The sequence below is a fragment of the Ruminococcus sp. CAG:57 genome, assembly GCF_000435935.1.
GTDB classification, from domain to species: Bacteria; Bacillota; Clostridia; order Oscillospirales; family Ruminococcaceae; genus Hominimerdicola; species Hominimerdicola aceti.
Genome location: NZ_FR890717.1, coordinates 21056 through 32856, shown reverse-complemented (window position 1 = coordinate 32856; position 11801 = coordinate 21056). Strand labels below are relative to the sequence as shown.

At 41.7% G+C, this 11801-nt stretch carries 13 protein-coding genes and 2 tRNA genes; 1 reads left to right on the top strand and 14 read right to left on the bottom strand.

What is annotated here, in order from left to right:
• The 11 genes from QVO88_RS05555 to QVO88_RS05505 form a co-directional block, all read right to left on the bottom strand.
• Window positions 1-77 (bottom strand) — tRNA-Asp (locus QVO88_RS05555).
• A gap of 100 nt (window positions 78-177) precedes the next feature.
• Window positions 178-253 (bottom strand) — tRNA-Val (locus QVO88_RS05550).
• A 163-nt stretch (window positions 254-416) separates the two neighbouring features.
• Window positions 417-1286, bottom strand: a complete 870-nt coding sequence (gene hslO, locus QVO88_RS05545) for an Hsp33 family molecular chaperone HslO (protein WP_022287524.1) — start codon at window positions 1284-1286, stop codon at window positions 417-419.
• Between the two features lie 4 nt (window positions 1287-1290).
• Window positions 1291-2043 (bottom strand): class I SAM-dependent methyltransferase, encoded by a 753-nt coding sequence (locus tag QVO88_RS05540; protein ID WP_022287523.1) that lies wholly within the window; start codon window positions 2041-2043, stop codon window positions 1291-1293.
• Window positions 2043-2345: a YerC/YecD family TrpR-related protein gene (locus tag QVO88_RS05535; RefSeq protein WP_022287522.1), complete on the bottom strand. Its 303-nt coding sequence runs from the start codon at window positions 2343-2345 to the stop codon at window positions 2043-2045. The genes QVO88_RS05540 and QVO88_RS05535 overlap by 1 nt, the downstream gene beginning before the upstream one ends.
• A 111-nt stretch (window positions 2346-2456) precedes the next feature.
• On the bottom strand, window positions 2457-3179 hold the full coding sequence (yihA, locus tag QVO88_RS05530) for a ribosome biogenesis GTP-binding protein YihA/YsxC (RefSeq protein ID WP_022287521.1): 723 nt from the start codon (window positions 3177-3179) through the stop codon (window positions 2457-2459).
• A 12-nt stretch (window positions 3180-3191) separates the two neighbouring features.
• Window positions 3192-5603, bottom strand: a complete 2412-nt coding sequence (gene lon, locus QVO88_RS05525; RefSeq protein WP_022287520.1) for an endopeptidase La — start codon at window positions 5601-5603, stop codon at window positions 3192-3194.
• Window positions 5604-5763: 160 nt separating this feature from the next.
• Window positions 5764-6009, bottom strand: coding sequence for a 30S ribosomal protein S18 (gene rpsR / locus QVO88_RS05520; RefSeq protein ID WP_022287519.1), 246 nt, complete (start codon window positions 6007-6009; stop codon window positions 5764-5766).
• Between the two features lie 46 nt (window positions 6010-6055).
• Window positions 6056-6580: a single-stranded DNA-binding protein gene (locus QVO88_RS05515; protein WP_022287518.1), complete on the bottom strand. Its 525-nt coding sequence runs from the start codon at window positions 6578-6580 to the stop codon at window positions 6056-6058.
• 22 nt (window positions 6581-6602) lie between these two features.
• Window positions 6603-6893, bottom strand: coding sequence for a 30S ribosomal protein S6 (rpsF, locus tag QVO88_RS05510; protein WP_022287517.1), 291 nt, complete (start codon window positions 6891-6893; stop codon window positions 6603-6605).
• A gap of 130 nt (window positions 6894-7023) precedes the next feature.
• Complete coding sequence (locus tag QVO88_RS05505) at window positions 7024-7968, bottom strand: RING finger protein (RefSeq protein ID WP_022287516.1); 945 nt, start codon at window positions 7966-7968, stop codon at window positions 7024-7026.
• Between the two features lie 159 nt (window positions 7969-8127).
• Between QVO88_RS05505 and prfB the strand changes: the two genes are divergently transcribed.
• Window positions 8128-9246 carry a peptide chain release factor 2 gene (prfB, locus tag QVO88_RS05500; RefSeq protein ID WP_022287515.1) on the top strand — a complete coding sequence of 373 codons (1119 nt, stop codon included), beginning with the start codon at window positions 8128-8130 and terminating at the stop codon, window positions 9244-9246.
• Window positions 9247-9291: 45 nt separating this feature from the next.
• Here prfB and QVO88_RS05495 read toward each other — a convergent pair whose 3' ends face one another.
• The 3 genes from QVO88_RS05495 to proC all read right to left on the bottom strand — a co-directional run bounded on the left by QVO88_RS05495 (window position 9292) and on the right by proC (window position 11692).
• The gene (locus tag QVO88_RS05495) at window positions 9292-10176 is read right to left on the bottom strand and encodes a YesL family protein (RefSeq protein ID WP_022287514.1); all 885 of its coding nucleotides are present in this window, start codon (window positions 10174-10176) and stop codon (window positions 9292-9294) included.
• Window positions 10177-10247: 71 nt separating this feature from the next.
• Window positions 10248-10841: a stage II sporulation protein M gene (locus QVO88_RS05490; RefSeq protein ID WP_022287513.1), complete on the bottom strand. Its 594-nt coding sequence runs from the start codon at window positions 10839-10841 to the stop codon at window positions 10248-10250.
• 50 nt (window positions 10842-10891) lie between these two features.
• Complete coding sequence (gene proC / locus QVO88_RS05485) at window positions 10892-11692, bottom strand: pyrroline-5-carboxylate reductase (RefSeq protein WP_022287512.1); 801 nt, start codon at window positions 11690-11692, stop codon at window positions 10892-10894.
• Between the last annotated feature and the right edge of the window lie 109 nt (window positions 11693-11801).

Genomic DNA, 11801 nt, shown 5'->3' with positions numbered 1-11801 from the left:
TGGCGACCGGAATGGGGCTCGAACCCACGACCTCTAGCGTGACAGGCTAGCGTTCTAACCAGCTGAACTACCCGGCCATTGAAAAAATAACTTCAAACTTTTCGAGTTCAGCTCTCCGAGAATGAAGAATAATTATTATCATTGACAGGCAAATCTCTTTACCTGTCACGAAATAATTGGTGGGAACAACAGGGCTCGAACCTGTGACCCTCTGCTTGTAAGGCAGATGCTCTCCCAGCTGAGCTATGCTCCCGTTAGCTGTCGTTTTGAGTTGTATCTCTCAGCGACGATATTTATTATACACTATCCAAAGCCATTTGTCAAGAGTTTTTTTGAAATTTCTCAAAAAAAGTTTAAGTCCGCAAACGCTTTATTATCGGGCATTTGAATAGTGTACATAAAATATTCATTAAATATTATTCTTTTATTAACCCTAAAATCTCCTCAGGAGTAAAGTGATATTTCTTATCACAGAAGTGACACTCAACGTCAGTACCACCATCTTTAGAAAGATCTTCAAGTTCTGCCCTGCCCAAAGATATAAGAGCATTCTCTACTCTTTCCCTCGAACAATCGCAACGATAATTAACCTCAAAATCATCAAGAACGTTCGGTTCAAGACCCTCCAAGGCTTTCATTGCAATAGCTTCTGTGGTCATACCACCACATATAAGCTTTGTTACAGACTCCATTCCGTTTATATTCTTCTCTATCTGATCTATAGCTGACTCAGGTGCAAACGGCAAAAGCTGAATAAGAAATCCACCAGCACAATTCACTGTCAGATCTGGATTTACAAGTACGCCAAGAGCGCAGACGCTTGGCACCTGCTCACTGACAGCAAGATAGTTAGTTATGTCCTCTGCGATTTCGCCTGAAACAATAGGCACTTGTCCGCAGTACGGCTCTTTAAGTCCCATGTCCTTGACCACACTAAGCGTACCATTAGAGCCTACAGCACCTCTGACATCAAGCTTGCCTTTATTGTTAAGCGGCAGTTCCACCACTGGATTTTGTACATACGCCTTAACATTTCCCATGCTGTCAGAAACGCATATAAGCGCACCTGTAGGACCGTCACCGTCCATTTTTACAGTAATAGAATCATCTTTGCCTTTAAGTCCAAATCCCATGAGCGAAGTACCCATAGCAAGTCTGCCAAGTGCCGCCGTGACCACAGCGGAAGTTTTATGTATCTCCTCAATGCGTGAAACAATATCCTTTCCGTCGATAGCGCTGCACACAACGGAAGCGTCTTTACTTATAACTCTAACTATTCTACCCATAAAATCACCCTCTGTTTATTCTCCTGCACACATAAAGAACTCTCTGCGTTTTATCATTAACTAGCGAGTCCTCAAATCCGTCATACTTTTCTATAAGCTCAAAATCATTTGACTTTACAAGCTCGCTCAAAAACTCGTCCGTATATATCCTCTCTGTGAAATCCTCACTAAAACGACAATAAGAGCCGTCCTCCTGCTCCTCAAAGAAGTCAAGATATATGCTCACGCTGTCATCATCATTAAGCTCATTCTGCCATGCACAGAAAAGCCCATCAAGATCATAGCAGAACGCATTGTCTGCAAGGATCACTCGGTGCTTGTACACAGTATTTACATCAAATATGAAAAGTCCACCATCGCAGGTAAATTTTGATATACACTCAAAAGTCTTTCTGACAGCTTCCTCATTTTCAAGGTGATTTATGCTGTCAAGAACACAAACAACAGCATCAACTGCGCCATACAGATCAAGCTCAGTCATATCCTGCATAAGATACTGTATGTTCAGACCGCTTTCATAGCGCTTATCCATGGCTTCTTCCAGCATTTGATCCGACAGATCAACGCCTACCACATCATAATCAAGACGTGCAAGTGCTTCACTGAGCGAACCTGTGCCGCAGGCAAGGTCCAAAACTACCTCATGCTCTGAACTGTATCGTTTTATAAGCTCATGACACCGTGCCGCAATTTTTCCGTAATCGACATTCTCTGTAAGCTTATCATAGTAACAGGCAAATCTGCCGTATCCGCTCATTAATTATCTTCCTTCTTATCCAATCTGTCAAAAACGATATTATATCCGCCTGAGCCGTCATAAGAAAGCGAGCGGTTCACACGGCTTATAGTTGCCGTTGAAGCACCTGTTTCGTTTACTATATCGCTGTAAACATGATCCTTTGTGAGCATTTTTGCAACCTGAAAACGCTGTGATAGTGCTTTCAGCTCAGGTATAGTGCAAAGATCTTTAAAAAACAGCCTGCATTCCTCGACAGTTTCAAGACAAAGCACTGCTTCATAAAGATCGTCTAAATTTTTGATCTCAAGTTTCTCTTTCATGAAAAAAATCTCCTTTACGTTTCATGGTGTAAAGTGTTAAACCATAAATATATTTTAACACAAGTCATGAAAAATGTAAAGGAGAATTATGAATTTTTTATTTACTTACTCTTAATTTTTTCTTCTATTAGGCGTTAGAAAACCGCCAAATGATTTCGGCTCATCAGAAATATCCTCTTTATCATCGTAATATTCCTCTTCTTCGTCCTCTGTATCGCTTTCTAGTTTCTCTGGTGACGTTATCTCAGCCCCCTCGGATATATCGTCTATTATTGCCCTCAGTTCATCTACGCCCTCTCCGGTGATCGCAGAGAACTCCACACAGGTGATGTCCTCAAAGCATGGTATCTCTGTCTTGAAAGCTTCCATACGTGCTTTTCTGGCGTTAGGCTTGAGCTTATCTGCCTTGGTGAACACGATTATAAATGGTATCTCAGCGTCAATAAGATAATTTATCATCATCAGATCGTCTTTGCTCGGCGGATGACGCATATCCACAAGCTGAAAAACAAGTGCAAGCTGTCTGCTGCCGTCGTCAAGATAGCCACCTATAAGACTGCCCCACTGCCTTTTCTCGGACTTTGATACGCTGGCATAGCCATATCCAGGCAGATCAACGATATAGATATTCTCCACCGAAAAGAAGTTTATTGTAACAGTTTTACCCGGCATAGAGCTTACTCTCGCCAAGTTTTTTCTGTTAAGAAGCTTGTTTATCAGCGACGACTTTCCCACATTCGACCTGCCGGAAAAGGCAAATTCAAGTCTGTCAGACTTGGGTATCTGCGAGAATTTTCCAAAGGAAGTATAAAATTCTGCTTTGTTATAATTCATAGGCGGCCCTTTCTATACCGTTAATTTTTTTCGCTCCGGCTCGTTCTTGCTTAGGAGTTCAAGCGGAACATTATTTTTGCTGTTTGGAATAAGTGCAACGTCAAGCACATCCTGAATAGTCTTTGCGAACACGAACTCGCAACAAAGCTTTACTGTATCGTCAACGTCATCAAGATCGCCCTTATTAGCAAAAGGCACAATAATAGTCTTTACCCCCGCCTTGTATGCAGCCATAGTCTTTTCACGGAGACCGCCTATAGGCAGTACTTTGCCGCTAAGAGTTATCTCGCCTGTCATAGCAACGTCACTGCGTACTTTTATATTACCCAATGCAGAGATAATGCCTGTTATCATGGTAACACCTGCAGATGGACCGTCCTTAGGCACAGCACCCTCGGGAGCGTGTATATGCAAATCTTTTTTCTCGTAAAAGTCTTTATCGATGCCATATTTATCTGCAACACTTCTGCAATAGCTTACGGCAATCTTTGCAGACTCCTTCATAACGTCGCCAAGTGAGCCTGTAAGCTCTATTCTGCCCTTTCCGTCAAGTACAAGGACTTCCAAAGGCATGACAACTCCGCCCACTGACGTCCATGCCAGACCATTTACAGAGCCAACAGCATCTTTATCTGATACAACATCAGGAAGATATTTCTCATGACCAAGATATTTTTCAAGATTATCCGCCTTGAAAGTAACTTTCTTAACGCCGTCTTCAACTATCTCCTTAGCAGCCTTTCGGCAAAGCGAGCCTATCTGTCTTTCAAGATTTCTCACGCCAGCCTCTCTTGTGTAGCTGTCTATAAGCTTATAGATAGCATCATTGCAGATGCGTATCTGAGATGCTTTAAGACCGTTCTTACCTTCCTGCTTTTTAATAAGATGTTCCTTTGCAATATGGAACTTCTCCTCCCTAGTATAGCTAGACAACTCTATGACCTCCATACGGTCGAGAAGAGGTGCTTGAACAGTATCGAGAGTATTTGCAGTTGTAATAAACAGCACATCACTTAGATCAAACGGTACTTCAATATAGTGATCTCTGAAAGCATTGTTCTGCTCGCTGTCAAGAACCTCAAGCATAGCAGACGATGGATCGCCTCTGAAATCATTGCTCATCTTGTCTATCTCATCAAGAAGAACAACAGGATTTTTACTTCCTGCAAGCTTCATGGCATTCATTATTCTTCCTGGCATTGCACCAACATACGTCTTTCTGTGACCTCTGATATCACTTTCGTCCTTAACACCGCCCAATGAGACCCTTACAAAGTTTCGATTAAGTGCTCTAGCGACAGACTTTGCCACTGAAGTTTTGCCAACTCCTGGAGGACCAACAAGACAGAGGATCTGCCCCTTGACATCAGGAGTAAGCGCTCTTACAGCAAGATTTTCAAGTATTCTATCCTTGACCTTTGCCATGCCATAGTGATCCTTGTCAAGGATCTGCTTAGCTTTTTTGATGTCAGTTCTATCCTTTGTGACAGCATTCCACGGCAATGCAAGCACTGTGTCGAGATAATTTCTCAGCACAACACCCTCCTGTGACATCATACCCATCTTGGAAAGCTTCCTGACCTCGCCCATAAGCTTATCACGAACTTCTTCGGACAATATAAGTGAATCTATCCTATGTGTGTACTCATCGATCTCATTTACATCTGAGCCGTCTTCATTTTCACCCAACTCATTCTGTAACGCCTTGATCTGCTCACGAATATAGTATTCGCGCTGACTTTCTTCTATCTGAGAATGGACCTGACTATGTATCCTTCTTTCAAGAGATAAAACATTGGTCTCTCGTGAAAGTATAGTGATCATAAGAATTAGCTTATCTAAAGCAGATGGGGCTTCAAGAAGCGACTGTCTGTCAGTAAAAGCTAACGGAATATTAAATGCCAAACTTTCAAAAAGTTGAACAGGCGTTTTAGAACCGAGTATCTGGGCATAAAGCTCTTCAGGCATTTTAGGAACCACCTTAACATACTCTTCAAACTCATCTAAGACCGAACGAAAAACAGCAAGTTGTTCGTCGTCATCAAGCCTATCCTTTGAATAATTTGGTACAAGTCTTACATCAGCTTCATAGCAATCATCATACTGATAAAACTCAGCAAGTCTCGCTTTACGCAGACCTTCTACATAACATCTGTATATTCCATCAGGTGCTTTCACAATCTGTCTTACCTTTGCTACAGTACCCACCTTGAACATATCCTTTTTTTCAGGCATTTCAAGATAAACGTCTTTTTGCGCGCAAAGAAAAACAAGTCGATCGCCGTCCATGGCATTTTTCATGCTCTTTATAGTTCTTGGTCTGCCAACATCAAAATGCATAGACATTCCAGGGAAAACTACCAGATCTCTCGTTGGAACACACGGCATAATATTATTTATTTTAACATCAGTTTTATCTTTCATAGTTGCTCCATTTCCTTACAGCTCTACAAATACTGTAATGCTTTGTTATACAGCTTTAGTATATAATATCACATTTATGATACATTTGCAAGCCCCACTCAGAAACTTCCCCTTAACAAAAAGAGGCACCTATAAAGGTACCTCAAAATAGAAAACACTATTAGTCAGCTACATATGGAAGAAGTGCCACATGACGTGCTCTCTTGATAGCTGTTGTAAGTTCTCTCTGATGATAAGCACAAGTGCCAGTTACACGTCTAGGGAGGATCTTAGCTCTCTCTGTCATGCACTTTCTAAGCTTTGCGATATCCTTATAGTCGATCTTTTCAGCTCTGTCTGCACAGAACATACAAACCTTCTTACGACCTCTCTTCATAGGTCTGCTTGTATTTCTTTCCTTTTCCATGGTAAATTTCCCTCCTTAGAGAAATATTTTTTCAAAACTCCTCTGCTTAGAACGGTACTCCGTCATCGGTCAATACTTCTTCAAAATCATCAAGGTCACCAATGGACAAAGCGTCATTTGATGGAGCATTGTTATAGTTATTCTGATTAGAATTGTTTGCAGGCTGTGAATATCCACCATTGTTCTGCTGGTAATTATTCTGCTGATAACCACCATTTCCGTAGTTATTGGAATAGTTACCTGCTCCCTGCTGTTTTGGTTCACCCGTGAAAGACACACTGTCAACATTGACCTCAGTTGTATAATGCTTTACACCATTCTTGTCATCATAAGAACCTGTTCTTATCTGACCTTCAAGAGCGATCATTCTGCCCTTTGAAAAGTATCTGTTGATAAATTCAGCTCTCTGCCCCCAAGCAGTGCAAGTAATAAAATCAGTCTGCCTTTCAGCACCCTGACGAACTGGTCTGTCAACTGCAACATTGAATCTCAAAACTGCATTTCCACTAGGAGTCTGTCTTACTTCAAGATCCTGAGTGATCCTACCCATTAAAATAACTCTGTTAAGCATAACTTTTCCCTCTTTCGCAGTTTTACTTGACCGTTACTAAGAAACGGATCACGCCGTCTGTGATACCAAGAATTCTCTCAAGCTCAGCTGGAAACTCAGGCGTAGATGTGAATGACCACAGTACATAAGTACCTTCTGTTTCATAATTGATAGCATAAGCCAGCTTACGCTTGCCCCAATTACTAAGTGTAACGTCGCTTGCGTTAGCCTCGATCAAGTCATTGAACTTAGCTGTGAGTGTGTTTACAGCCTCCTCGTCAAGCTTAGAGCTGAAAATTACCATAGCCTCATAAGACTCATTAATTTTTGCCATTGCATTTGCACCTCCTTTTGGATTTCGCCTGTGCCGCAATTTGCACAAGCAAGGATAACTCAATTATTATAACACAAGACCGATTATCTGTCAAGTGTCACTTGCGTTTTTTTATGAACTTTTTGTAAAATCATGCAAATATCTTTGTAACACCAAAAATGCCAAACACAACTATCGCAGAATAAACGGCAAAGCCAAGAATAACAGCACCCCATGACGTACCGCCCTTTGCTACTATCTTTTCGGCTATCTCCTGCTCAGTGCCGTCCTCCGACCTTATCTCACGGATCTTTTTTTGTGCAAACTTATAATACATATAATTGCCGAAAAAGCCTGCCACAAACTGAAGTGCCATTGAAACATACCATGTCGCAGCGGAAATGCCCTGAAAAACCCTTCCAGTCACATCGATGCCGATATCAAGCGAGAAACCCATTGTCCCTGCACTAAGATATTCTATCGCAGTAGGGATATTGAGCAGTGCCGTAGCCACAAGCATGATGATACCCACAAGATTCATTTTTCTAAACAGAAAATACAGGTGTGGAAAAAGGAAAGCTGCAAAGTTTATGGAAATCTTTCCACCAAATTTACCAAAACGTATAAAGTTAGACAAAAATATGAGCGGATTTGTCTTTACAAATTTTGCATAGTCATCTAGTTTAATGCCTTCAAGATCTGAGTCCTTATCAAATACAACCTGTCTGCCAAACGGACCGTAAGGCTGTCCGTCAGGGCCGGTCTGCTGAGCGTTATTTTGCGTGTCCATGTCATTGAATGGACGTTCCTCAGTATCATTTTTCGTAAGCGGTGTTCCGCACTTTTCACAAAATAGCTTGTCAGGCGGATTTTCAAAACCGCAGCGTATACAGCGTATATTCTCACTTTCTACACTCTCCTGAGTTTGCTCCCAGCTCTGACCACTTTCATGCAAAGCGTCATTTATGCACTTTCCTTCTTTGAGATAACACTCACGATGATAAGGTGTGCCACACTCAGGACATACAACTATATCGTCACCATCTTTGAATACTTCTCCGCAGGAAAAGCATTTTTTTCCTGTATAATTAGCCATATCGGGTTTCCTTTCTTGCTGAAACAGGCTTTTTAAAGCCTTTAAATAACATTATAGCACAACTTTCAGGAAAATGCTATAGTTTTTTTATATTTTTCCTTTACTTTTCACAAAAAAAGTTTTATAATATATAATGATATAAAATAAGGAGAAAAAGATATGGTATTTTTAGAAAACTTAAAGTCAGAGCTTGAAGCTCTTAGACCTATCATCAGCGAGTTGCATGACGTATACGATATTGAGCGTTCTCAGGAAAGGATCGCAGAGCTTCACGAAAAAGCCGCAGAGCCTAATTTTTGGGACGACATGGAGAAATCACAGAAGGTTTTGCAGGAAACAAGAAATCTTGAGGGCAAGCTGGAAAAATACAATAAATTCAAGTCGTCATTTGAGGATATCGAAGTGCTTATTGAAATGGCAGCCGATGAGGGTGACGAGGACATGATCGACGAAATACAGTCTGAGCTTAAAACTCTAAAAGAGGGTCTTGACGCCGCACAGCTTGACACTCTGCTCACAGGCGAGTATGATCACAACAACGCTATCATCAACTTTCATGCAGGAGCAGGCGGAACTGAGGCGCAGGATTGGAGCGAAATGCTTTTCAGGATGTATCACAAATGGTGTGAAAGTCACGGCTTCAAAATGACTACTCTTGATTATCTCGAGGGTGCAGAGGCTGGCATGAAGAGTGCCTCCGTTATCGTGGAGGGTGAAAACGCTTATGGCTATCTTAAAAGCGAAGCAGGAATACACAGACTTGTGCGTATCTCACCTTTCGACAGCTCAGGAAGCAGACACACGTCATTCTCAGCGGTGGACGTTATGCCTGAGATTGATGACACTATTGAAGTAGATATCCGTCCTGAGGATATTAAAATGGACGTTTATCGTGCAAGCGGTGCAGGCGGACAGCACATCAACAAAACGTCATCAGCCGTAAGACTTACCCACATACCAACAGGCATCGTTACATCATGCCAGACACAGCGTTCACAGTTCCAGAACAGGGATTACGCAATGAAAATGCTCAAAGCAGAGCTTATCAAAATAAAAGAGCGTGAACATCTAGAGAAGATAGAGGATATCAAGGGTGTTCAGAAAGAGATCGCATGGGGCGCTCAGATACGTTCCTATGTTTTCATGCCATACACTCTTGTAAAAGATCACAGAACGGGTTTTGAAAACAGCAATGTAAACGCTGTTATGGACGGCGACCTTGACGGTTTCATAAACGCTTATCTCAAAGCGCTTTCACTTGGCGAAATCGAAAAATAATTAGCATAAACAAAGGACAGTTCAAACGAGCTGTCCTTATGTTTTTTATGAGATTGTTTTGCCTTTTTTTCTGCTCTCTTTGGTCTTGACAGGAGTTTCTTCCGCCGCTCTATCCTCAAAGAGCTGTTCGTCAGGGTCTGCATTCTTGTATGCGAACTCAGGATTGCTTTCACCACGCTGATCGTAGTAAGGCTGGATAACGTGTTTTCTGATAACAGGATAACAATTGAAGCAAGTCACGAAGCATATGAACGAAAGAGGCCAAAATGGCAATATGAACAGAGAATACGGCAGGAAAAGATACATCATAACAATGACGATAAGCGATGCCAGAAGTGACCAAAGAGACTGCTTTATGCCAAGACTCACAAGATAAAACGAGTTCTTTATTATCTGCTTCATGTTAAGGTTAGTGGAGCTTATCATGAGATAGATGTAAAAGTGCATCATGAAGAATACGATAAGACAGCTTATGCAGATAACAAAAGGAATGTATATCATGGAGTTCTGCTCTGCCCAATATTTATACATTGGAATCCCGACCATAAATCCTATAGCGAAGATGATATCTATGGCACCCATGATAGTGCCCTGCTTGAAATTCTTCTTGAAAGAATCCCAGAAATCATGTAGCAAAAACGCATTTCTTTCCTGAGAATAATTTCGGCAAACCTTTGTCATTGCAGCCGTTGCAGGTCCTACCAATACTGACGGTATCGCCAGTAAGAGCCATATTGGATTTGATGTCATAAGCATAAGTATAACCATAAGCGTCAGCGGTATGCAGAAAACGAAATACAGCAAATTAAGCTCCATAAGCTTCCACATATGCCTGCCATAGACTTCAAAAAACTTAAAAATACCCTTTTTCTCCTGAGGTGCTTTAAGCACACCTCTGCCAGGGGTATTGTAATTACCAAATAAAGACATTACACCGCTCCTTAAAATTAATAGTCCCCGAAATTGCCCCGAATTTTATTTCATTCTTTGTATACTGTATACTAAATTCGTCCTGCAAAAATAATCGTCAGCAGACATTCAAGCGCAGCCGCAACAGCCGCCGCTGCTTCAAGCACAAGAAACTTAACAGCATAAAGCCGCACCGTCTGTCGCAGACCGCCATGCTGTCCTTCAGAAAAAACAATGCACAGCAGGATATTTGACATAGCGACAGCTTCCCTTGCGGCTATCATAAGTGCCGCCGCTGTTATGACTGCAGGAAGAAGTACAAACATGGCTGAAAGTAATGCACCATGTCCGCCGTAAATGCTGTAAAGCTGAGACATTGCAACACCCCAGCCCATGCCACGCAACAGCAATACTGCAACAGCTAAAGGCTGTCCCAGTGAAGAAAAACCTGACAAAAACACAACCGCTAAAAAAACAGTCGAACTGAAAAAAGACCTCACAAGTATTTCTTCAAGATCACCTGACGACCTCACGTCAACAAAGCTGTTTGAAAACACCGACAGCATTGAAAGCTCGTCGCTGCCCATAAAGCAAAAAGTAACAGCACCCAAAAGCGCACCAATCAGGATAGCTCCTGCAAAAAATGCAAGAACTCCGCTTTTGTATATGCCTGTCCCGCTGTTCATTATACATCACTCCTTTGAGTAATGTATATGCCACGGTGCAGAAAAAATAACTATTTTGAAAGCTCGTAAGCTCTCTTAGTGCATGCCTTGCAGCAGTCCTCAACAGCCTTTGGCAGACCGCCCTCACGGAGCTTTTCAAGACCAGCGATAGTTGTGCCGCCCTTTGATGATACCATTTCAATAAGCTCATCAAGTGACTTGCCACTGTCAGTTATCATTTTGGCAGAGCCGATAAGCGACTTTGCAAAAAGATCTCTTGCAACTGTTTCATCAATATCAACGCTCTTTGCATACTCTACGAATGCCTGAGCATACAGATAGATAAAAGCAGGAGATGAGCCGTTTATTGCTATTATCTCTTTCATTTTATCCTTTGATATGACGGCATACATACCGCATGAGCCAAAGATATTGCAAACAAGCTCAAACTCCTCATCTGTTACGCTGTCAGAGCGTGAAAGAGCAGTTGCGCCCTCCCCAAGAAGAAGAGGAGTGTTTGGCATAACAAGGACTACCTTTGCGCCAGCCACAGTTTTTGAAGCGATATAATCATCTGTAATGCCTGCGCATATAGAAACTATGACCGTATCTTTCGTTACCGCAGGAGCTATCTCATCAAGCACCTCGTCAAGCTGCTGAGGCTTAATTGCAAGAAAAACATATTCTGACTTTTCAACTACCTCTGCACAGCCTGAACATTTTACTGTTCCAAGCTCGTCAAGTCTATCAAGTATCGGAGCATATTTATCAAAAGCGTAAAGCTGAATATTCTTACCCATTTTACTGCCTGCAATGCCTTTCATGATAGCATAGCCCATATTTCCTGCACCGATAAAACCAACATTTATCATACACTCAAGACCTTTCTGAATAAAAGGCAGAAGCCTGCCTTAAAAATAACTTAATTTTAATTATACACTAAATCTCAACGGATTTCAAGTGTTTCACCTAAATTTCACA